Origin of the sequence: Streptomyces sp. KL2 (assembly GCF_046529545.1) — a bacterium.
In the GTDB taxonomy this organism is placed as follows: Bacteria; Actinomycetota; Actinomycetes; order Streptomycetales; family Streptomycetaceae; genus Streptomyces; species Streptomyces radiopugnans.
The window spans coordinates 5,768,170-5,789,449 of sequence record NZ_CP127170.1; the positions used below are offsets into that span (position 1 = coordinate 5,768,170).

Here is a 21,280-nt window from a genome sequence, read left to right on the forward strand (position 1 = left end):
CTCCTGCCACCAGTGCGAGTCGGCCGGCTCACCTGCTGCGGAAGGCAGGCACCGCGCTGTTTCGGCGCACTCCGGCCTTCGCGGACTGAGGTTCATCGACGTTCCAGCTAAACGAATACACGATCGAGCAATCCCTGTCGCGCGCAGATGCATTTTCCGGAAACGACCCCAGGATCATAGGAATTCAAATTCTTTGAATCGACCGGGCTGCAACAAGTGGCAAGTGGCTCCGGCGAACGGGAGCCGGTCCATAGCATCGGCCCCAGCAGGGTCAGAGACCACAGACAGACAAGGGGTAACGCCATGACCGACGCCGTGGAGAGGGGGGCGACCTGCCCCGTCGCCCCTCGCGGCTGGCCCAATCCGCTGCTGCCCGAGTACGACCAGCTGCCGGAAGGCCGTCCGCTGACGCAGGTCACGATGCCGTCGGGCAGCAAGGCGTGGCTGGTCGCGCAGCACGACCACATCCAGCGACTGCTGGCCGACGACCGGTTCAGCGTGGAGCCGCACCCCACGTTCCCCATCCGGTTCCCCGCGCCGCAGGAACTGCTCGACATGATCGCCAGGGACGCCAAGAACCTGCTGGTGACCATGGACCCTCCGCGCCACACCCGCGTCCGCCAGATGGCACTGCCGGACTTCACCATCAAGGCCGTGGAGAAGCTGCGGCCCCGGGTGCAGGAGCTGGTCGACGAATACCTGGACCGGATGGAGGCCGAGGGCAGCCCCGTCGACCTGGTCCAGGCGCTGGCGCTGCCGCTTCCCGCCCAGGTGATCTGCGAGCTGGCCGGCATCCCCGAGTCCGAGCGGGACACCTTCACCCGCAACGCGGCGATCATGGTGGGCACCCGCCACTCGTACACCATGGACGAGAAGCTGGCCGCCAACGAGGAGTTGATGAAGTACTTCGCGACCCTCGTCACCGAGAAGCAGAACAACCCCACCGACGACATGCTCGGCAACTTCATCAGCCGGGCGAGCCGGACCGACGAGTTCGACCACCACGGTCTGACCCTGATGACCAAGATGCTGCTGCTCGCGGGTTACGAGTTCATCGTGAACCGCATCGCGCTCGGCATCCAGGCGCTGCTCGACCACCCCGAGCAGCTCGCCGCGCTGCGGGCGGACACCCCGGGGCTGATGCCCAAGACGGTGGACGAGGTGCTGCGCTACTTCAGCCTGGTGGACGAGATCATCGCCCGGGTGGCACTCGCCGATGTGGAGATCGACGGCGTGACCATCAAGGAGGGCGAGGGCATCCTGGTGCTCAAGGGCCTGGGCGACCGGGACCCGGCCAAGTACTCCGACCCGGACACCTTCGACATCCACCGCGACGCGCGGGACCACCTGGCCTTCGGCTACGGCGTCCACCAGTGCCTGGGCCAGCACGTCGCGCGCCTGATGCTGGAGCTGTGCCTGACCAGCCTGATCCACCGCTTCCCCGAGCTGCACCTGGTCGAGAGCGACGAGCCCATCGAACTCGTCGACGGGCTGCCGCCGGTCCACAAGCTCACGGTCGGCTGGTGACCGGATGAAGGTCCACGCGGATCGCGACCGCTGCATCGGCGCCGGACTGTGCGCGCTGAACGCCCCGTCGGTGTTCGACCAGGACGACGCCGGTCTGGTGGTCGTGCTGAACGACTCGCCTTCGGACGCCGAGGCCGCGGACGCCCGGAAGCTCGCCGAGGACATCTGTCCGTCGAAGGCCATCCTGATCTCGGACGGCTGAGGGCCACCGCCCGCCCCGTCCCGCCACGGGCCGCGGGTCCGGTGCCCTCCCGTGTGGGCATCGGACCCGCGGCCTCTCCCGTTCCGTACCCCTATCCCAGCGCCGACCGGAGTGGACAGCTCACATGACAAAGCCCAGCGGATGGAAAGTGCTCAGCGCCGGTCGGGAGGCCGGGCTCGTGCTCGCCGTCGACTTCGCCACCACGGGCCGGTCCGACTCGAGTTTCTCGGACCTCGTCCCGCTCCTCTCCCCGGAGTTCACCGTGTGGGAGACCAGGCAGCCGCACACCACCGACGGGATGTCGGCGGAGGACTACCTCGCGCTGTGGGCCGACGAGGTCACCGGCAGCGGCCGTACGGTGCGGGCGGTGCTCGGCTACTGCGCCGGCAGCGTGTTCGCCGGTGAGCTCGCCGCCAGGATCGCCGCCCGGCAGGCCGAGGCGCCCCGGTTCGTGATGTTCGATCCGGAGGTGCCGTCACCGGCCGGCCTGTACCGGGACTTCGCCGCCATGATGAACCAGTTCGCCTCGGTGCTGTCGCCCGAGGAGGTGGCCGCCGCCCAGCGGGAGGGCGTCGCGGCGCAGGCCGACGCTCCGGACTTCGCCGCCTACGGCGACGAACTGGTCCGGATCTTCATGGAGCGGGCCGGTGCGGCGTTCGCCCGCGAGGAGCTCGACACGGAGCTGCTGGACGAGTTCGTCGCGGTGTTCCGGTCGTTCGTGTCCTACCTGAACGCGGCGCGGCAGATCGACCCGACCGCCGCCTGGCGCACCGCGACCGCGGTGAGTTCCCGCGAGCCCACCGAAGGGGCCGCGCTGGCCGAGCGGTCCGTCGAGGTTCCCGTCGACCACGCCGACATCCTGCGCAGCAAGCGGGTGGCCGAGGCGGTCAACGAGATCATCGGCGTGTACGCGTCCTCCTGACCGGTGTTCGACGGGTCCGCCCCGAACCGCTTCAGCGGTTCGGGGCGGACCCGTCGAACACCGGTCGCGGGTCAGGACGCGCCGGCCATCGTGCGGTCGACCTTCTCACGGGGCCTGCTGGAACCGATGAGGGCGCCGACCGTCATCACGCACCGGTCGCCGTCCCAGGTCTGCCCGGACACGAAGACGTTGTTGGACATCAGCCGGTCGATGCGGGCCACGTGGCGCAGCACGGCACCGGGACGCACCTCGCCGGTGAAGCGGCAGTCGCGGAACGCCGCGGCCACCGGCACGCCCTCCGCGGTGCCGGTGGACAGCCACAGCAGCACCGAGGACTGGCCGAAGGACTCCAGCATCAGGGCCCTGGGGTACATGTAGCGCGACAGGGGCAGGCCGTCGGCCATTCCCTGGTAGCAGGGCTCCGAGCCGGAGACCGCCTTGACGGTGGTGATCTGCCGACCGGGATCGAACGCCTCCACCCGGTCCACCAGGAGCATCGGGTGACGCACCGGCAGCCGGTCCAGGATCTCGGTGTAGTCCGGTCCGGACGGACCGGGGGCCGGGAGGAGCGGCCCGCCCACCGGTGTCGGCAACTCCCCGGCGTCGCGGTCGCCGAGCACCACCTTCACCGCCGCGACCGGTGTGCCGTCGTGGCGGGCGCCGTCGGCGGCCACCAGCCACCGCCCGTCGTCGGTGGCCTTCGCCGTGACGTCCAGGCGGATCTCGTCGCCGCCCTGCATCGGCGCCAGCCAGCGCCCGGAGCGGACCTCGACCAGGTTCAACGGCTCGTCCGCGCCGACGAGGGTGGTCGTCGCCTGGCGGAGCGCCTCCAGCACGAACACCGCGGGCAGCAACGTCAGCCCCGGGAAGTGCCCGACCATGTACGGGTCCTCGGGGTTGACGGTCTTGTACAGCAGGAACCGGAGGTCCGGCCCGTCGGACAGCACCTCGATCCGGTCCACCGCGCGCAGCGGGGTCGCGAAGGTGTGCCGGTCGTGGTGCCGCGGTCCGTCGCCCGGTCGCCCGGTCCGCGGGGGGAGGGCGCCGGTCACACGAACCACACCTGGTCGTACCGCGGCCAGCGCACCGCCAGCTCGGCCGAGCCGAGGCAGGTGGTCCCCGCGACGAGCTGCTCCGGGGCGAAGCCGAGCGCCGTCACGGCGGCCTCGTCCACGAAGACGTCGAAGCCCTCGGCGACCAGATCGCGCACCGAGCCCCGGTAGTCCGGCAGCGTGTCGAGCACCATCGTGCCCAACCGCACCGACGGCCGGTAGGCGTCCTCCTCGACGGCCATGGTCACCGCCGCGCCGCGCAGCGCCACGTCCATCCGTTCGAACTGGCCGTGCAGGTCGAGCAGGCCGTACAGGGCGTGGAAGAACTGTGCCTCGACCGCGCCGCGGTAGGCGCGGTCGAGGACGCACAGCACGCTCGGGCCGCGTTTGGTGCGGGTGGTGGTCATCAGGCCCCTCCGAGGTAGAGAGTCTGCTTGGCCCCGGCGACGGTCGCCGCCAGTCTGAGCGGGGACCGGTGCCGCACCTGCGGTATGTGGTGGGTGGCGCCGCGCTCCTCGGTGCACGCGGTGCACCCGATCCAGGCGAAGCGGCCCTGACCGTCGGCGATCATCCGCTGGACGATCGCCGAGGGCGAGGGGTAGTGGCCCTCGGGGTCGCGGGTGTTCGGCAGCTTGGTGTCGCCGAAGGTGTCCTGGGTCATCATCGTGGCGTAGCCGCACGCCCAGACCCGTACCGAACCGCCGTTGTCGAGCACCGCCTGGGAGAGCCGCAGCGCCGAGGTCACCACGTCGCTCGAGTGCGGAGCCGCCGTCAGGATCAACAGCAGGTCCCACATGCGGCGTTCCATCGTGGTCGCCATCAGTGCCACACCCCCCGGCAGCCGTCCTGGGTCAGCGCCGCGGCGGCGACGTCCATGCCGGCGAGCCTCACGTGCGGCGACAGCTTCGTCGCGCCGAGCGCACGCTGCGCCGCAGAGAAGTCGTCCACGAGGATCTCGACGCCGGCCGCGGCCAGCCGCTCGATCTCGGGTGTGCCGGTGCCCACGGCGCTGAGCACGCCGTCCTCGACGAGGAAGACCCGCACCCGGTGGCCGGCTTCGGCGAGCGCCGCGGCGTCCAGGAGGAAGGCGCCCGCGTTGGGGCCGGCCCAGTTCCCCTTGCTCTCGATCAGGAAATAGGAAGCGGCGTCCGCGGCACGGGCCGTCTGCGCGTCCATCAACCGCGCAGCTTCCGGTTCAGCAGGTCCAGGATGTCGGGGAACCTGCGGACCGTGCCGAGCTCCTCCTCGGGAATCTTTATCTGGTACCGCTGCTCGAGCGTGACCGCGAGTTCCAGCGCCACCACCGAGTCGACTTCCAGCTCCTCGATGAGGAGCACCTCGTCGGTCAGCTCCGACGGTTCGACGTCCAGCGTGTCCGCCACCAGCTCCCGAAGTTCCGACACGTCCAGTGTGGTTTCGGCACTCACCGGAATTCCCTTTCCTCGGGCCGTTCGCGCGGTTTACCCTCCGGTATTCCGCGTCTGTTTCTTCCTGAAGAACGCGACACCGCGTCGATCTTCGCCGATGTTATGGCAGTGCGCCGAAGGCGAGGAGGTGCCCGCCTGATTGCTGCAGGTACTTGCAAGGACTACGGGCCTCGATCTTTACGAATGCATCCTGATCGGCGTCGGCAATTGTGTCGCGCTACCCGGAGGAGCGAGGTGCACCGGTGACGGTCGTGGTCACGGGACTGGGGGCGGTGAGCTGTTTCGGCAGCGGAACAGCCGCCCTGTGGGACGGTCTGCTCCGCGCGGACCGGCGGCCGGTGCCCGCGCCGGACGCCTGCGGGCTGCCGACCCGGCCCTACCTGTACGCGGCGCCCGACCCGGACCCCGTCTTCCCGGACGCAGCGGCGTCCGGCGGCGAACCGGCCGGGCGGACCAGCGCACTGGTGGCGGCCGCCGTCGCGGAGGCCGTCGGGGACGCCGGCCTGACGGCCGGGGACCTGCGCGACGCCGGCCTGACCGTCGGCACCTCGCTCGGCGACATCGACCTGGCGGAGACACGCGAGGCGTCCGGCCGGCGTCTCGCCACCCACCGCGTCGCCGCCGTGCTCGCCGGCCGGTTCGGCATCGGTGGCCCCAGCCAGACCCTCTCCACCGCCTGCTCGGCGGGGGCCTACGCGGTCGGCTGGGGCGCCGAGCTGATCGAGACCGGCCAGGCCGACACCGTCATCGCCTGCGGCGGGGACGCCTTCTCACGGGTCGCGATCGGTACACTGCAGCGGTTCGGGCTGGTGGACCCGGAGTGCTGCAGGCCCTTCGACGCCGATCGCGCGGGCATGGTCACCGGCGAGGGCGCCGCCGCCGTGGTGCTGGAGTCCGCCGAATCCGCCCGGCACCGGGGCGCCACCGCGCGGGCCGCGCTCGCCGGCCACGGCTGGAGCTGCGACGCCCACCACCCGATGGCCCCCGAACCGTCCGGCGAGCAACTGTTCCGCTCGGCCGTCCGGGCGCTCGACGGCGCCACCGAGGCCCCCGGCGCCGTCGTCCTGCACCGAGCCGGGGTGGCGGGCAACGACTCCGTGGAGTCCGCCGCGGTCGGACGGGCCGTGGCGGCCGCCGGCGGCGGCGCCGCCGAGGTGGCCGGGTACGCGCCGAAGGCCGTGATGGGCCACACCGCGGGCGCGGCCGGGGTGTTCGGCTGTGTGATCGCGGCCCTGATCCTGCGGCATGGGGTGGTCCCCCCCAACGCCCACGTCGCCACGCTCGACCCCGAGTGCCCGCTGAGGGTTCCGCTGGGAGAACCCGCCCCGCTCACCCGGCCGTCGGTGCTGGTGAGCGGTACCGGCTTCGGGGGCAACAACGCCGTGCTCGCCTGGAAGGCCGTCGGATGACCGTGCTGATCACCGCGGCGGGCGCCGTCGCCGAGGAGCCCCGGCCCGCCGAGGGGGACGGCACCGGTGCCGCCGCGTGGTTCGACCCCGCCGCCCACCTCGGCCGGCGGGGCTGGAAGTACCTCAGCCCGGCCACCCGGTACCTGCTGGCGGCGGGCAACCAGGCACTCGGCAGACGCCACGACGAGCCGCCGCTCACCGGGGCCCCCGCCGAGCGCTTCGGCGTGGTCACCGGCACCCAGTACGCGATCGCCGGGGTGCACCGGAGGATGGACGACACCCTCGCCACCACGGGCGTCCAGGGGATCAGCCCCGCCCAGGTGCCCGCGTTCTCGATGAACACTCCCGGCAGTCAGCTGGCCATCAGCACCGGCGCCCGCGCGTTCTCGGTCACGCTCACCAATCCGGTCACCGCGGGCCTGGAGGCCGTGCAGTTCGCCGTGACCGCGCTGCGCACGGGCCGGGCCGACCGGGTGGTGGCCGCGGCGACCGACCAGGTGCCGGCCGGGGAAGAGGGACGCGACCGGTACGACGCCGCCGCCGCTGTCGTGCTGTCGAGGGGCCCGGCTCCGGTCTCCGGCGAGGGCGTCGGCGTCCTCGCCGGGATCACCGGAGGGATCTCCCGGTTCGTCCACCGGGGCGCCGACGGCGACCGGGACCCGGCTGCCCTCGCCGCGAGCTGCGGACGGGTCGCCGCTCTGGCGGGCGGGGCGCGGAACGTGCGCCTGGTGGTCAGCGGACCGGCCGCCGCCGCGGAGTTCGGCGGTGCGGTCCGCGACGCCGTCGTCGAGTCCCTCGCCGAGGCAGGCGGCTCGGTGCGGGACCCCGCCGGGGCGGTCAGCCGGGCACGGCACTGCTCGGTCTCGGGCCTGCTGGAGCTGATCGCGCTCGCCCGGGCCGGGGGGACCGGACTGGTGGTGTCGGTGTCGGAATCCGGGCATCTCACCGCGATAGCCCTCGACGCCCCCGTTCAATCCGAATTCCATTGAACAGCGGATGTTCACTGATATGCGCGGATGATTTTGACCGGTCTGCTGCGGCCCGGATACCATACTGGCATGACAGTCACGGCAGAGCGGCCGACCGATCGATTGACGAAAATACGCAGAATATCCGGTTATGGAGCCGCCGTGGCGGTGACACCGTATCTGCTGATTAAAGTCGTCTGGACTTTCGGTCTCTTCATTCCGACCGAACAAATGGGCGGCGCCGACTGGCGGGCGATCAACGCGGCGACCGCCTTCCTTGCCGCCGTCGGCATCCTGCTGGCGATGGCGTTCTCCAGGCCCTGGGGCGAACGGCTGCCCGCATGGCTGGTGGCCCTGCCCGTGTGGGTGGGAACCGGCCTGCTCGTCCCCATGCTGCTGCTGGCACCGGTGCTCGGCCCGGCCGCGATGAGCCGGGACCAGGAGGCGGGCTCCCCCGACTTCTGGATCTACGAGCAGATCCTCGTGATGATCTCGCTGGTCGGAGTGGGTGTCGGTCTGCCGCTCGCCCTGGCGGGGTATGCCAGGGCGCGGTGGCCGGAGGCGCTGGGCGGTCCGATCGACTGCGGGGAACCGCCGGGAAGCACCCGGCCGCTGCAGACGGTCATGGCCAGGCTCGCCGCGGTCGGTTGCGTCCTGCTCGGCTGTGTCAAGGTGTTCTGGGCGGCCGGCGGCACCCTCGGCCTCGACCCGGCCATGCTGGACAACCGCGACGTGTGGTGGCGCCTGCTGTCGTTGAGCACCGGGGTGTGGGCCTTCGCGGGGGCGTGGGGCATCCTGGTGCTGACCACCCGGCGCGGGTCACGGAGGTTCCTGCCTCCCATGGCGGCGGCATGGGTCTCGTCGGGCATGCTGTTCTCCTACAGCATCTACAACCTCCTCACCCTCACCGACATGCAGCAGCCCGCCCCGGAGTACCCGCTGGCGGGCGCGCTGGCCAGGGAGGTCGGCGCGGTCCTGGGAGTGATGATGGGGATGACCCTCCTACTGGTCCTGTACGACCGCAGGCGTGTCCTGCGCGGCGATTCCTGAGGCGCCGACCGGAACGGTCCGGGTCCTGTGACGGGCTCCGGACCGTTCCGGGAAACGGGCACCGAACGCCGAAGCCTCCGGCGCGGCGTCCTCCGAGGAGGCGCCGCGCCGGAGGCTTCGGCGTTCGGTGCCGGCTAGCGGGTGGCGCAGGGAACGGGCAGGGAGCACCACTCCGGCAGCCTGGACCACACGTCCGGGGTGTAGAAGTGCCCGCCGGGCAACTCGACCGCCTCGAAGGCGCCGTCCGTCAGGGACCTCCAGTGCCGCTCGACGTAATCGAAGGGCTCGCAGTCCTCGGCCCCGTAGAGCACACGCAGCGGCACCGAGACCCGGGAGCCCTCGACGAACCGGTAGGACTCCGACACCACGAGATCCGCCCGGAGCAGCTCCACCGCGAGCTTGACGAGCTCCGGCTCGTTGGCGACCACCGCGGTCATCTGCCCGAACTCCCGCATCCACCGGACGAGGGCTTCGTCGCTGTCGTCCGAGCGCGGCACGTGGCTGCGTACCTCCCGGCGCTTGTGCGGCGCCACGCCTCCGGAAACGACAAGGGCCGAGGGCGGCGCGACACCGAGGCGTTCCAGCTGTGCCGCGGTCTCGAAGGCCAGCCACGACCCCATACTGTGGCCGAACAGGATGTAGGGACGGTCGGCGAGGCTGCGGACGGCCCGCACCACGTCGTCGCGGAGGGCGGTCCAGTCACGCGCGAACGGCGTGCCGAACCGCGACTCCCGGCCGGGATAGCAGATCAGTGCCAGTTCCACGTCGTCCGGCAAAGTCCTGGCCCACTGCCGGAACGGCGCGGTCCCACCGCCGCAGTAGCTCAGGCACACCAGCACCCGGTCGGCGTGCGGCCGTGGCTGCGGCCGGTGTACCGCGGCAGCGGCGGATTCCGTGTACATGATCGTCCTTTCCGCCGCGGGGTCCTACCGGGCGCCTTCCATCCGGCGCACGAGGCTGAGCGGACGCATGTCGGTCCAGTTCTCGTTGACGTAGTCCAGGCACGCCTGCCTGCCGTCCTGCCCGTGCACCACCGTCCAGCCCGCGGGAACCTCGGCGAAGGCGGGCCACAGCGAGTGCTGACCCTCATCGTTGACCAGTACGTAGTACTGGGCGTCGTTGTCCTCGAAGGGGTTGCTGCTCATCGTCTTCTCTCCAAGCGTGTTCGGCGTTCGAGGCGGCCCGGGGACGGGCCCCGGTACAGGCCGGTACAGGGGGTCCCGGCGGCGGTACTAGGCGGTGCGCTGCCGGACCATCGGCACGGCGGTCCCTGCGGGGGCTTCCCCGGCCTCGGCTTCGGCCTCGTGCTCGCCGGTGTGGCCGCCGCGCGGATCACGGATGCTGTCGATCAGCATCAGCACCGCCCGCACCGAGGGCAGGATCATGTGCCCGTCGCCGGTCAGCCGCGCACCGCTGGGGTGCCGGGTGAACAGCTTGAAACCGAGGGACCGTTCCAGACACTGGATCTGATAGGTGATCGCCGGCTGGGAATATCCCAGCTGCCGCGCCGCGACATCCATGCGTCCGGTTTCCGCGATCGAAACAAAGGCCCTGAACTCGCGCTCGTGCATCATTCCCTCACATGTGGCCCCTGCCGCCACAGAGTTCGACCACAAAACCGCCGTATCGAGAACCCTACAGACGCCGGACACGCCTTTCCCCCTCTTGTTTCAGGAAGCTGCACCGGGCACCGGCGGCCTTTCCGGGGCGCCGCCGCCGGGCCCGGGAACGAGCCCGCCGGCCGGGACGGAGCGCCTTCGGACCCGGCCGCGCCACCCGCGGCCCGTCGCTCCCGGCGCCGGACGTGGGCGCGCCCGGGGGCGGGGACGGGGTGCGGCGGCACCCCGTCGACCGCCTGCACCGGCGCGGCGGGAATGCGCCGGGACCGGGCGGGAGGTCAGGCGCGGGTGTTCACGCTCACCGGCCAGGAGCCGGTGGGGGGCGTCCAGCCCTGGAGCGTGGCGGGGATGCCCACGCGGGTGTTGCAGTCGATCACCTGGAAGTGCAGGTGGGGGCCGGTGGACGCCCCCGTGCTGCCGGACCAGCCGATGATCCGGCCCTGCGGCACCCAGTCGCCGGTGTTGTAGATCGCCCGGTTCAGGTGCGCGTAGTGGGTGCAACGGCCGTTGGAGTGCCGGATGATCACCTCGATGCCGTTCTGCCAGTACGGCGACCAGTTCGAGACGAGGACCGTGCCGGCCTGCGCGGCGGAGACCTCGTAGTTCGCCGGGAGCCCGAAGTCCCAGGCGTACTCGTTGTACGGGCCGTAGTGCGAGTACGTGCCCTCCGGCCCCTGGGTGACCTGGTAGGCCTCGCCGGCCGGGTAGGGGAGTTCGTAGTAGTAGTCCGCGGCCGCGGCCGGGGCCGCCCCGGCCAGCGAGATGCCCGCGACCGCCAGCATCGCGCCCGCCGCCGCGGCGATCCTGCGCAGGACCGCTCCCGTTCCGTTCACCATGTGTCTCCTTGTCTCAAAGCCCGTCGGGGACCGGACCCCGAGGCCCGCACAGGCCCCGGAGGGACCTGATCGACATGTCAGGTCCTGGACAACAATCCCGGTTGACGGAGCACCGTACAAGAGGGGAAGGGCCGGGCCTACGCTTCCGGGGGCCCTGGCCAAGGCCGCGGAACGGTCTCGAAACGGCCCGTGGGGAGCGGCTGCCGCGGCGCGGCCGTCGTTCGGAGGCCCGGCCGGCCGGGTCCGCCGATGTGCCCGCACCCGGCGAGGAGGCCCTGCCGCGCCCCGGGCCGGGGACGTCCGGTGAGTTAGCCTCGGACCCAGGAGACAAGGAGGTGCCGTATGGCCGGGCCCGGCGTCTCTGCGCAGGACCTTCCCCGGACCTCTCCCGCCCGGGCGCGCACGGTCAACGAGGTCGAGATACGCGCCTCGCTCGCGATGATGGGCTCGTTGGACGCCGGGGCGTGGTCGAGGCCGACCGCGTGCACCGGATGGACCGTCCGGGACGTGGTGGCCCACGAGGTGGGACAGTTCGAGGAACTGCCCAAACCCTGGCTCATGATCACGCGCATCCGGCGGGCCCGGCGCGCCCATCCCGAGCTGGGCGCACTCGACGGCCACAACGCCAGCCAGGTCGAGGACCGGGCGGAAGCGCCGGGGGAGCGGCTGGTCGAGGAGTTCGCCCGCGTCGCCCCGAAGGGGGCCCGCTCACTGGCCCGTGTGCCGGTTCCGGTGCGGCGCCGGTTGCGCATGAGCATGATCTTCCCGGAGGCGAAGGCGCTGCCGGAGGACTCCATGGAGTACCTGCACAGCGTGCTCCTGGCTCGCGACACCTGGATGCACCGTGTCGACATCGGCGATGCCACCGGCACCGAGCCGGTCCTGGACGCCCACGACCGCGAGATCATGGGCCAGGTGCTGCTGGATCTGGCGCTCGGCTGGACCGGTCCCTGCTGCCTGCTGGATCTGTCGGGGCCGGCCGGTGGCCGCTACCGTCTCGGCGGCGGTCCTCCGGTGGTCACGCTGCGGGCCGATGCCGTCGCTTTCGCCCGCCACCTCTCGGGCCGCCCGCCCCTCGGTGAGCTGGTGTCCGAGGGCGACGCGGAGGCGGCGGCGGCCCTCACCGCGGCCCGGGTCGTCTTCTGACCCGCGCGGTCCCGTGTGGATATCGCTTACCGCGGATATCAAGGACCACCAATCCCTCACAACGTCACCGGTCCAAGCTCAGTGGTTCACCTTGTGTCGAATCGGCCGATATGCGCCAACTGGATAAACGGGATGTGCGGAGAGTGCGGCGCCCGCCCGGTGCGCTGGTCGTCGCCGGTCTTCGGGGACTCCTCATCGCCTGATCGGTCGCCTAGCATGAACGGACTATGAAGGGAGCGTTTTCGGTCAACATCGATAAGTCCGGCATCGAAGTCGGCGTCGGCGGCGGCACCCACCACGGCGTGCACGGCGGAAGCAGTGCCCCCGGGTCGGTCGAGGCCGGCCTGCGTCCCGGTGGACTGCTCACCGAGGGCTGCGGCGCAGTCGCCGTCCAGGCGCGGCCCACCGCGTCCGGATCCGCCGCCAAGCTGTGTGATAGGGGCGCACGCAGCCGGTTCCCCCGTCCCGGCCGCCGGCCTGCCCCGGCGGAGGAGGGCCACGCTCCACCGTCTTTGCTGTCTGCCTGCCAGGCGCACGCTTCGTGTAGACCGGCGTCCCGTCTTCCAGAACCCAGAGGGCCTCTCGTATGAACGCACTTCCCCTGCTCCTGATCGGCCTCGCGATGTTCGCGGGCGGATACGTCCTGTACTCGAGATTCCTGGGCAACCGGGTCTACAAGCTCGACGCGTCCTTTCAGACGCCCGCGCACGAACTGCAGGACGGCGTGGACTATGTCCCGACCAACAAGTTCGTTCTGTGGGGACACCACTTCACCTCGGTCGCGGGCGCAGCGCCCATCGTCGGCCCCGCGGTCGCCGTCATCTGGGGTTGGCTGCCCGCGTTCCTGTGGGTCACCCTCGGCACGGTCTTCTTCGCGGGCATGCACGACCTGGGTGCCCTGTGGGCCTCGGCGCGCAACAAGGGCCGCTCGATCGGCACGCTCTCCGGCCGCTACATCGGCGGCCGGGGCGCCAATCTCTTCCTCGTCGTGATCTTCCTGCTGCTCCTGATGGTGGTCGCGGCCTTCGCGGTGGTGATCAAGAATCTACTGATCTCCACACCCTCGGCGGTGATCCCCGCTTGGGGCGCGGTCGCGGTGGCGCTGCTGATCGGCCAGGCGGTCTACCGCTACAAGATGAGCCTCGGCCTGGTCACCGTGGTCGGCGTCGCGGCGCTCTACGGCCTGATCCTCCTCGGCGACGCCGTCCCGGTGGAGCTGCCCGACCCGATCCTGGGCATGTCTCCGGCGACCTTCTGGATCATCGCTCTCTTCGTCTACGCCGGCATAGCCTCCCTGCTGCCCGTGTGGGTGCTGCTCCAGCCTCGCGACTACATCAACGGCGTCCAGCTCTTCGTCGGGCTCGGCATCCTGTTCGTCTCGGTGCTGCTGAGCGCCCCGACGATCGTCGCCCCGGCCTTCAACGACGCCGTGCCCGCGGGCACCCCGGACCTTGTGCCGCTGCTCTTCGTCACCATCGCGTGCGGCGCGATCTCCGGCTTCCACGGCATGGTCTCCTCCGGCACCAGCTCGAAACAGCTGGACAAGGAGACCGACGCCCGTTTCGTCGGCTACTTCGGCGCGGTCGGCGAGGGCCTGCTCGCGCTCGGCGCGATCATCGCCGCCGTCGCGGGCTACCGCACCCTGGCCGACTGGGAGGCCGTTTACAGCGCCTTCGGCGAGGGCGGCGTCGCGGCGTTCGTCGAAGGCGGCGGCGCGATCCTCAACAGCGGCCTGGGCCTGCCCGTATCGCTGAGCTCGACGGTCCTGGCCACCATGGCGATCCTGTTCGCCGCCACCACCATGGACACCGGCGTGCGTCTGCTGCGCTTCGTCGTCCAGGAGGCCGGCGAGGTCGCGAAGGTGAAGATCAACAATGTCGCCGGCACCCTCATCACGCTCGCCGTCGGCGCGGGACTCACCTTCAGCCAGGGCGCCGGGGGCGAGGGAGGCCTCCGCATCTGGCCGCTGTTCGGAACCAGCAACCAGCTGCTGGCCTCCCTGACGCTGTCCATCGTCGCCGTCATGCTGATCCGCAAGCGGCGCAATCCGGCGCCTGCGCTGATCCCGCTCGTGGTCGTGTTCGTCATGGCGTTCTGGGCCGCGGTCGTGCAGCTCGGCGACTTCTACGACGCCCAGGACTGGCTGCTGCTGATCATCGACCTCGTCATCATCGTCGCCGCCCTGTGGGTCGCCTTCGAGGCGGTCGTCGCGATGCGGCGGGCGTCCCGGGAGCCGCCGGAGGCTCTCGACGCCGATGTGACGGAGAAGGCCGGGCTGACGAAGTGACGTCCCGCTGGGCCTCGTTCCGGGCCGGGCTGGAGGAGTTCTACGCCGGTCCCTACCGGCGTACCCTCGCCCGCGCCCGGCGCGAGGAGGACGATCTCTTCCGGATGGTGGTCCTCGCGGAGGCACTGGGCGTACCGGACCCGGCGGCGTACTACACCGCCGAACTGATGCCCGCCCTCTACGAGGACTTCCACGCCTGGCACCGCCGTATGGGCATGGACCGCTCGCCACTGGAGCACGTCGGGTGCTGCTAGACCTCATCGCCTCGCGCAGGGTCGTCTTCGTCGGCGGCAAGGGCGGGGTCGGCAAGACGTCCGTCGCCGCGGCGCTCGCCCTCGGCCGTGCCCGGTGGGGCGCCCGCGTGCTGCTGGTCTCCACCGACCCCGCCCACAACCTCGGCCACCTCTGGGGCCGCCCCGTGGGCGACGAGCCCGTGCGTCTAGCCCGCCCCGGGGACCTCGTCCCCGGGGCGGGGGCGGCCGGTCACGTCGACGGGCTGGAGATCGACCCGGAGCGCACGGCCGAGCAGCACCTGTCCGCGGTCGCCGAGACGATGCGGCGGCTGCTCCCCGAGCGGATGCACGCACCGGCCGCCCGGCACCTCCAACTGGCCCGGCAGGCGCCCGGCACCCACGAGTCGGCGGTGCTGGAGCGGATCGCCGAGGCGGTGGAACTCGGGGAGGAGGCCTACGACCTGGTCGTCTTCGACACCGCGCCGTCCGGCCACACACTGCGGCTGCTCGCGCTGCCCGAGCAGCTCACCTCCTGGACCGAGACCCTGCTCGCCAACCGCGACCGGTCCGAGCGGTTCGGCGCCGCGGTGCGCGGTCTCGGGGGCGGCGGGGAGACCGATCGCGACGCCGAGCTGCGCCGCATCCTGCTGCGCCGACGCGACCGCTTCTCCCGGCTGCGCGATGTGGTGACGGACCCGGCGCGGACCGGATTCGTCCTCGTACTGACCGCCGAACTGCTCCCTATCGCCGAGACCATGGAGGTGTACGAGAAGCTCACCGGCCTCGGTGTCGACGTGGCCGCGCTCGTCGCCAACCGCCGTTCCCCGGCGGACGCCGGCGAGCTGCTCGACCGCCGCCGGAGGCAGGAGGACGAGCACCTCGCCCGGCTGCGGCGGCGGGTCCCGGAGGCCCCCCTGCTCGACGTGCCGCTGCTGCCGGGGGATCTGGTGGGCACGGAGGCCCTCGCTGCGCTGGCGGACCGGCTAGGGCCCTCCCCTTCTTGAGATTCCGTGCTCCCCGCCGATCCGCGGCGCGGGCGCCGAGTCGGCGCCCGCGCCGCCGGCCGTCCTCCTCCGGACGGCCGGATGTGTATCACAGCGAATCCTCCTCATTTTGAGCGCCGAGCGGTTCCGACGGCGTGAACGGCGGCGGCGGTTCGGCTGATCCTGTTGGCACTGCGGCGGACCTTGCGGAAGACCCTCCACTGCTTCAGACGGGCTGAGGCCCCCTCGCCGAGGGCCCGCAGCCGGGCGGGGCCGGTGCCGTCGCGGATGCCGGTCAGGTCGGTGATCACGGTGACGTACTTGCCGCCACGCCCGGTGTGGCGCCACACGTGCCCGCAGTCGGCGCAGCGGTACCGCCGGATCGTTACCTGAAGGACCGCGGGCCGCCGGCCGAGTGGCTCCTGCCGCCTCCCTGCATCGGTGTCGGAGAGGAACTTCCTGACGGAAAGCAGGCACTCGGGGGTGCGTAACCCACCCGTTGGTGCGAGGTGCGATCAGCGACGACGATGAAGGCGGCCCGGAAGAGGGCTCAGGCCGAGGTGGAGCAGGACGTGTTCCTGGCAGGGCGCCCCAGCCGGCAGCCGCTCGACCGCATCTCGGGCAAGTGGGTCGCCCCGATCCTGTGCGCGCCGGGCGGCGACGACAGCCCTGGCCGGCCCGGCGCAGCACACGCAGACGCTCCGAGGGCGATGCGTTGCTCCGAGATCTCCCGGCTTCTGGCCGGGGTCAGCCGGAAGATGCTGACCCGGACGCTACGCGCGCTGGAGCGCGATGACCCGTTCACCCGCACCGTGACGCCAGCCGCCCCCGTCACCGTCTCCCACGAGCCGACCGACCTCGGCCGCTCGCTCCACCACATGACGCGCGGGCTCGGAAGCTGGGCGCGAACACGCATGGCCGAGGTCCTCGCAAACCGCGAGAAGCACGACTCGCGCACCTCCTGACGACTCACATCCGACCGTCCAACGGCTGCACGTTCCCGGCGCCGCGCCCTCAACCGCGAAGAGCCGGGAAAGCCGGCGGTACCGGGTCGGGGCAGGCCGGGCTCGTTCCCAACGTGGTCCTGCGGTCGGCCGTGCCGCACCGCCGGGGTGAGGCCGTTGACTTCGACGCTCAATGGCGTTAGCTTCTAACAATTGTTAGTCAATAACGTTTGGAGTCCGGGATGAACACGTCGACCGTCCTGGTCGCCGGTGCAGGTCCCACCGGGCTTGCCCTGGCGTGCGGGTTGCGGGCCGCCGGGATCCGGGTCCGGGTGGTGGACAAGGCGCCGGGCCCCTCGACGACCTCGCGGGCGCTGGGGCTGCAGCCCCGGGGATCGGAGGTCCTGGACCGCCTCGGAGCCCTGGACGACCTGCCGCAGCGTTCGGTGCCGATCCGGCGGGTGGTCACCCATGTCGACGGGGAGCCCCTGGCCCGGCTGGAGGTCGGCCGGCGGACCAGACTGGTGACCAGGCCCGGCCTGCTGATCTCCCAGGCCGAGGTGGAAGCCCGGCTCCGGCGCCGGCTCGCCGCACTGGGGACTGAGGTGGAGTGGGGACGGGAACTGCTGACCGCTGACCAGGACGGCGAGGGGGTGGACGTTCGCCTCACCGACGGGCGGACGCGCGCCGGCTGGCTGGTGGGGTGCGACGGAGCACACAGCAGGGTGCGCAAGGCGGCGGGGATCGATTTCCCCGGCGTCACGCTCGTCGAGCGTTTTCTGCTCGCGGACGTGCGGGCCGGGCTGCCGTTGCCCCGGGACACGGTGTCGGTATGGCTGCGTGCCGATCAGATGATCGGTGCCTTTCCTCTGCCCGGCGCCGACGTGTGGCGCCTGATGGCCCCGGCACCCACCGGAGCCGGTGACGACATCGGCGCCAACGCCGTACTGGCCGCACTGACCGGGATGCTGAGGGAGGAGGCGGGCCTGGCCGGGGCAACGGTGCGGCAGGTGCTGTGGACCTCCACGTTCCGCATCCACCGCCGCCTGGCGTCCGCCTACCGGCACGGGCGGATCCTGCTCGGTGGGGACGCCGCCCACATCCACAGCCCGTTCGGGGGACAGGGCCTGAACACCGGCCTGGGCGACGCCGAGAACCTGGCTTGGAAACTCGCACTCGTCGCCACCGGCGGTGCCCACGAAGCGCTGCTGGACACCTACCAGGCCGAACGACGGCCCGTCGCACGGGAGGTCCTGGAATCCACCAGTGCCATGACCCGCCTGGTCGTCGGCCGGACCCCGCCGGCCCGGGCAGTACGCGACCACGTCTTCGTTCCGCTGATGAACCGGCCTCTCGTCCAGCGATTGATCTGGGAGAAGTCCTCCCAGCTGAAGGTCGGCTACCGTCGCGGCCCCCTGGCGCCCGGACTGCTCCCGAGCCCGGTGACTCCCGGGCCGCGCCCCGGCGACCGCGTCCCCGACCTGGAGTGCGACCGCGAAGACGGCAGCCGAACCCGCCTGCACGCCGAGCTCGGGTCCCGTTGGGCCCTCCTCGCGCCCGCCGCGAGGACGGACCTCACGGCTGTCGCACGGCACCGCCTGGGGGAGGAGAACACAGCCGCACTGACTCCCGCCGCCGGCGGGAAGCGCGCGCTACTGGTACGACCCGACGGGCATCTGGCATGGTCCGGCACCTCCCCGGCTACGCTGGACCGGTGGCTGACCCGCGTGCTCGGCAACGGCCGCGTTCGGTGAGCCCGTTCCCCAGCACCCGACCAGGCCCCGGGAGACACGAAGGCCGTGAAAGCGTCCCCCACCCCGCCGACGGGCCTGCGCGCCCGCAAAAAGGCCCAGGTCCGCCGCACCATTCAGGAACAGGCACTGAGGCTCTTCCTGAGCAAGGGGTACGAGAACACCACCGTCGAGGAGATCGCCGCCGCCGCCGGGGTCTCCCACATGACCTTCTTCCGGCACTTCCCCACCAAGGAAGCAGTCGTCGAGACCGACGACTACGATCCGATGATCATCCAGCTTATCGAGCGGCGCCCTCCGGACGAGGACGCGCTCACGGCCCTGCACCGGGCACTGATCCAGGGGCTGGAAGCCGTATACGCCGGTGACAAGGACGCCCTCCTGGTCCGCGCCCGGCTCATCCTGACCACACCGGCCCTCCGCGCCCGGGTCTGGGAGAACCAGTACGCCACCGAGCGACTGTTCGCAGAAGCCCTCGCCGCCCGTCAGCCGGAAGCCGACGCCCTGCGCATCCGCGTCCTGTCCGCAGCCGCACTGGCCGCACTGAACACCGCTCTCGCCCTGTGGGTGGACAGCGGGGGCGCCGAAGACCTGCCGTCCCTGGTGGACCGGGCGTTCCGGGTCCTGCGCGGCTGAACCGGCGGAAACGACACGGCGGAAGACCGGCCCTCCCCTTCCCGGCCGACGGCGGCCCTGTCCGCACGGCGTGCCGGCGGGACGGGAGGAGCGACAGACATCGCACGCCTGAGGCACCCGGTTCGGCCGCTCGGCGTCGAACCGCCGCTCCACCGGGTCGGCGGGGCGCGCGGTCCCGACCGCCGGCCGCGCCGCGCGCCCACGGAGTTCATCGGGGTGCCCACGGGGAGCAGGCAGGCCCGACGCCTCTCCGGGTTCGACGTCCCCGTCGAACCCGGAGGGGGCCGGTCCGGGGGCACCCCGGCCGCTCACGGCCCGAAGTATCCGTCGAAGGTCCGCGAGAACTCCCAACCGCCGTAGCGGTCCCAGTTGATCGACCACGTCATCAGGCCGCGCAGGTCGGGCCAGGTGCCGTGCGTCCGGTAGGTGCCGCAGGCCGTGCCCTTGGTGAGGCAGTCCAGCGCCTTGGTGACCTCGGCGGGGCTGGTGTGCCCGCCACCGGCCTGGCTGGTCGCGGGCAGGCCGATCGCCACCTGCGAGGGCTTCAACGGAGGGAAGACCTTGTCCGGGTCGCCCGCGACGGGAAAGCCCGTCAGCAGCATGTCGGTCATCGCGATATGGAAGTCGGCGTTGCCCATGGTGTGATACTGGCCGTCCAGTCCCATGATCGGGCCGGAGTTGTAGTTCTGGACATGCAGCAGCGTCAGGTCGTCGCGCAGTGCGTGGATGACCGGCAGGTACGCTCCGGCGCGCGGGTCCTGGCCGCCCCACCGCCCCGATCCGTAGTACTGATGGCCCAGTTGCACGAAGAAGGTCTCGGGGGCCATGGTGAGGGTGAAGTCCTCACCGTAGCGGGCCTTGAGGGTCCTCAGCGCCGAGATCAGGTTGACGATGACCGGGCTCCTGGGATTCTCGAAGTCGGTGTCGCCGTCGTCCAGGGACAGGGAATGGCCCTCGAAGTCGACGTCGAGGCCGTCGAGGCCGTACTCGTCGATGATCGCCGCGACCGAGCGGACGAAGGCGTCCCGTGCGGCCGTGGTGGTGAGGCGGACCTGGCCGTTCTGGCCTCCGATGGAGATCTGGACCTTCTTGCCCGCCGACTGCTTGGCCTTGATCGCCTGTTTGAACTCCTCTTCCGTCTCCACGTTCGGGCACTCGCTCGGCGGGCAGAGTGCGAAGCGGATGTCACCGGAGGTGGTGGAGGTGGGCTCGCCGAAGGCGAGGTTGATGACGTCCCAGGTGTCGGGGACGTCGGCCATGCGCGTGTAGCCGGAGCCGTTGGCGAAGCTGGAGTGGAGGTAGCCGACGAGGGCGTGGCGTGGCAGGCCGCTGCCGGGGTTGTGGCCGCCGTCGTCCCGGCTGCGGGTGGTGGCGGTGACGGGGGCGGACTTCGCCGACTCGCCGGCGCCGTTGACCGCGCTGACGCGGAACTCGTAGGAGGTGGCGGCCGCGAGCCCGGTGACGGTCGCCGAGGTGCCCTGCACCGACAGCGCCTTGGTCCCGTCCCGGTAGACGGTGTAGCCGGTGGCGCCGGCGACCGCGTTCCAGTTCAGGGTGGCCGAGGAGGAGGTGGTCGTGCCGACGGTGAGTCCGCCGGGCGCGGCCGGGGGTTCGGGTTCGGGGTCGGGTTCGCCCGGGTCGCCGCCGGGGCCGGTGAGGGAGAAGTCGTCGGCGAGGTAGGCGCTCTGGCCGTACCAGCCGTGGGTGTGGACGGTGACCGAGGTGGTGTTCGGGCCGGTGGTGAAGGAGGTCCTCAGCTGCTGCCAGCCGGAGGAGCCCGGGGTCCAGGTGGAGACGTCGGTGGTGCCGGTGCCGGATGCGCCGAGGTAGACGTACGAGCCCTGTACCCAGGCGCTCAGTTCGTACTTCGAGCCCGGTCGCACGGCCACGGTCTGGGAGCATTTGGCGTTGTCGCTGCCGGTGGGGGTGGCCTTCAGTGCGGCGGTGCCGCCGTGGACCGGGGAGGAGACGGTCGTGCCGCTGCCGGCGGAGCAGGTCCAGCCGCTCAGGCCGGACTCGAAGCCGGCGTTCCGCACCAGGTTCGGCTCGGCGGCGTATGCGCCGCGGCCGTCGAGCGTGGTGGCGCCGCCGGCGAGGAGGGCGACGCACGCCGCGGAGGCGACTCCCGCACGGATGCGGAGGGGTTTCGTTCTGCTGGTCTGTGCGGAGGGACGGGCCATGGCTGTCTCCGTACGTCGGGGACGGTGGGGGAGCGCGTTGCGGATGGCACGGCGACACCGCGCCCCAGGAAAAATGGTCCAGACCAATAAGGTTGTCAAGGGTTCCGG

23 protein-coding genes and 1 pseudogene are annotated in these 21,280 nt (G+C 71.5%); 13 read left to right on the forward strand and 11 right to left on the reverse strand.

Annotated elements, in window-relative coordinates; genetic code table 11:
* The first annotated feature begins 303 nt into the window (after window positions 1–303).
* The 3 genes from QPK52_RS25815 to QPK52_RS25825 all read left to right on the forward strand — a co-directional run bounded on the left by QPK52_RS25815 (window position 304) and on the right by QPK52_RS25825 (window position 2,651).
* On the forward strand, window positions 304–1,527 hold the full coding sequence (locus tag QPK52_RS25815; protein ID WP_410539895.1) for a cytochrome P450: 1,224 nt from the start codon (window positions 304–306) through the stop codon (window positions 1,525–1,527).
* A 4-nt stretch (window positions 1,528–1,531) separates the two neighbouring features.
* Complete coding sequence (locus QPK52_RS25820; RefSeq protein WP_410539896.1) at window positions 1,532–1,729, forward strand: ferredoxin; 198 nt, start codon at window positions 1,532–1,534, stop codon at window positions 1,727–1,729.
* 124 nt (window positions 1,730–1,853) lie between these two features.
* Window positions 1,854–2,651, forward strand: a complete 798-nt coding sequence (locus QPK52_RS25825) for a hypothetical protein (protein ID WP_410539898.1) — start codon at window positions 1,854–1,856, stop codon at window positions 2,649–2,651.
* Window positions 2,652–2,722: 71 nt separating this feature from the next.
* Here QPK52_RS25825 and QPK52_RS25830 read toward each other — a convergent pair whose 3' ends face one another.
* The 5 genes from QPK52_RS25830 to QPK52_RS25850 are packed head-to-tail and all read right to left on the reverse strand — an operon-like array spanning window position 2,723 to window position 5,130.
* Window positions 2,723–3,703: a hypothetical protein gene (locus QPK52_RS25830; RefSeq protein ID WP_410539899.1), complete on the reverse strand. Its 981-nt coding sequence runs from the start codon at window positions 3,701–3,703 to the stop codon at window positions 2,723–2,725.
* Window positions 3,700–4,110, reverse strand: a complete 411-nt coding sequence (locus tag QPK52_RS25835; RefSeq protein WP_410539900.1) for a hypothetical protein — start codon at window positions 4,108–4,110, stop codon at window positions 3,700–3,702. The genes QPK52_RS25830 and QPK52_RS25835 overlap by 4 nt, the downstream gene beginning before the upstream one ends.
* The gene (locus QPK52_RS25840; protein ID WP_143071818.1) at window positions 4,110–4,523 is read right to left on the reverse strand and encodes a hypothetical protein; all 414 of its coding nucleotides are present in this window, start codon (window positions 4,521–4,523) and stop codon (window positions 4,110–4,112) included. Before QPK52_RS25840 ends, QPK52_RS25835 begins: the two co-directional genes overlap by 1 nt.
* Complete coding sequence (locus QPK52_RS25845; protein WP_410539902.1) at window positions 4,523–4,879, reverse strand: DsrE family protein; 357 nt, start codon at window positions 4,877–4,879, stop codon at window positions 4,523–4,525. Before QPK52_RS25845 ends, QPK52_RS25840 begins: the two co-directional genes overlap by 1 nt.
* The gene (locus QPK52_RS25850; RefSeq protein WP_410539903.1) at window positions 4,879–5,130 is read right to left on the reverse strand and encodes an acyl carrier protein; all 252 of its coding nucleotides are present in this window, start codon (window positions 5,128–5,130) and stop codon (window positions 4,879–4,881) included. Before QPK52_RS25850 ends, QPK52_RS25845 begins: the two co-directional genes overlap by 1 nt.
* A 242-nt stretch (window positions 5,131–5,372) precedes the next feature.
* On the opposite strand from QPK52_RS25850, the gene QPK52_RS25855 reads away from it, so the two are divergent.
* The 3 genes from QPK52_RS25855 to QPK52_RS25865 all read left to right on the forward strand — a co-directional run bounded on the left by QPK52_RS25855 (window position 5,373) and on the right by QPK52_RS25865 (window position 8,557).
* The gene (locus QPK52_RS25855) at window positions 5,373–6,539 is read left to right on the forward strand and encodes a beta-ketoacyl-[acyl-carrier-protein] synthase family protein (RefSeq protein ID WP_410539904.1); all 1,167 of its coding nucleotides are present in this window, start codon (window positions 5,373–5,375) and stop codon (window positions 6,537–6,539) included.
* Entirely contained in the window at window positions 6,536–7,528 is a 993-nt protein-coding gene (locus tag QPK52_RS25860) for a beta-ketoacyl synthase N-terminal-like domain-containing protein (RefSeq protein ID WP_410539906.1), read from the forward strand. The genes QPK52_RS25855 and QPK52_RS25860 overlap by 4 nt, the downstream gene beginning before the upstream one ends.
* 141 nt (window positions 7,529–7,669) lie before the next feature.
* Window positions 7,670–8,557: a hypothetical protein gene (locus QPK52_RS25865; protein ID WP_410539907.1), complete on the forward strand. Its 888-nt coding sequence runs from the start codon at window positions 7,670–7,672 to the stop codon at window positions 8,555–8,557.
* Window positions 8,558–8,691: 134 nt separating this feature from the next.
* Here the strand turns inward: QPK52_RS25865 and QPK52_RS25870 are convergent, their stop codons facing one another.
* From QPK52_RS25870 to QPK52_RS25885, 4 genes are all read right to left on the reverse strand, one after another.
* Entirely contained in the window at window positions 8,692–9,459 is a 768-nt protein-coding gene (locus QPK52_RS25870) for a thioesterase II family protein (RefSeq protein WP_410539909.1), read from the reverse strand.
* Between the two features lie 24 nt (window positions 9,460–9,483).
* On the reverse strand, window positions 9,484–9,702 hold the full coding sequence (locus tag QPK52_RS25875; protein WP_410539911.1) for an MbtH family protein: 219 nt from the start codon (window positions 9,700–9,702) through the stop codon (window positions 9,484–9,486).
* Between the two features lie 87 nt (window positions 9,703–9,789).
* Window positions 9,790–10,131, reverse strand: a complete 342-nt coding sequence (locus tag QPK52_RS25880; protein WP_410539913.1) for a LysR family transcriptional regulator — start codon at window positions 10,129–10,131, stop codon at window positions 9,790–9,792.
* A 323-nt stretch (window positions 10,132–10,454) separates the two neighbouring features.
* Window positions 10,455–11,012 (reverse strand): M23 family metallopeptidase, encoded by a 558-nt coding sequence (locus tag QPK52_RS25885; protein ID WP_410539915.1) that lies wholly within the window; start codon window positions 11,010–11,012, stop codon window positions 10,455–10,457.
* Window positions 11,013–11,354: 342 nt separating this feature from the next.
* Here QPK52_RS25885 and QPK52_RS25890 point away from each other — a divergent pair, with 342 nt between their 5' ends.
* From QPK52_RS25890 to QPK52_RS25905, 4 genes are all read left to right on the forward strand, one after another.
* A complete protein-coding gene (locus QPK52_RS25890; RefSeq protein ID WP_410539916.1) occupies window positions 11,355–12,158 on the forward strand; it encodes a maleylpyruvate isomerase family mycothiol-dependent enzyme in 804 nt (267 codons plus the stop codon).
* Window positions 12,159–12,744: 586 nt separating this feature from the next.
* Complete coding sequence (locus tag QPK52_RS25895) at window positions 12,745–14,445, forward strand: carbon starvation protein A (RefSeq protein ID WP_410539917.1); 1,701 nt, start codon at window positions 12,745–12,747, stop codon at window positions 14,443–14,445.
* Window positions 14,442–14,699, forward strand: a complete 258-nt coding sequence (locus QPK52_RS25900) for a cory-CC-star protein (protein WP_093662821.1) — start codon at window positions 14,442–14,444, stop codon at window positions 14,697–14,699. The genes QPK52_RS25895 and QPK52_RS25900 overlap by 4 nt, the downstream gene beginning before the upstream one ends.
* A complete protein-coding gene (locus tag QPK52_RS25905; RefSeq protein ID WP_410539918.1) occupies window positions 14,690–15,682 on the forward strand; it encodes an ArsA family ATPase in 993 nt (330 codons plus the stop codon). The genes QPK52_RS25900 and QPK52_RS25905 overlap by 10 nt, the downstream gene beginning before the upstream one ends.
* A 197-nt stretch (window positions 15,683–15,879) precedes the next feature.
* Here QPK52_RS25905 and QPK52_RS25910 read toward each other — a convergent pair.
* Window positions 15,880–16,011 (reverse strand): annotated as a pseudogene (locus QPK52_RS25910) (ISL3 family transposase); the annotation flags it as partial.
* A gap of 177 nt (window positions 16,012–16,188) precedes the next feature.
* Between QPK52_RS25910 and QPK52_RS25915 the strand changes: the two are divergent.
* The 3 genes from QPK52_RS25915 (at window position 16,189) to QPK52_RS25925 (ending at window position 18,992) form a co-directional block, all read left to right on the forward strand.
* Entirely contained in the window at window positions 16,189–16,626 is a 438-nt protein-coding gene (locus QPK52_RS25915) for a winged helix-turn-helix transcriptional regulator (protein ID WP_410540482.1), read from the forward strand.
* 221 nt (window positions 16,627–16,847) lie between these two features.
* Entirely contained in the window at window positions 16,848–18,359 is a 1,512-nt protein-coding gene (locus tag QPK52_RS25920) for an FAD-dependent monooxygenase (RefSeq protein ID WP_410539919.1), read from the forward strand.
* A gap of 45 nt (window positions 18,360–18,404) precedes the next feature.
* Window positions 18,405–18,992: a TetR/AcrR family transcriptional regulator gene (locus QPK52_RS25925; RefSeq protein ID WP_410539921.1), complete on the forward strand. Its 588-nt coding sequence runs from the start codon at window positions 18,405–18,407 to the stop codon at window positions 18,990–18,992.
* Window positions 18,993–19,300: 308 nt separating this feature from the next.
* On the opposite strand, the gene QPK52_RS25930 is transcribed toward QPK52_RS25925, so the two are convergent.
* Window positions 19,301–21,172 (reverse strand): chitinase, encoded by a 1,872-nt coding sequence (locus tag QPK52_RS25930; protein WP_410539923.1) that lies wholly within the window; start codon window positions 21,170–21,172, stop codon window positions 19,301–19,303.
* Window positions 21,173–21,280 lie beyond the last annotated feature (108 nt).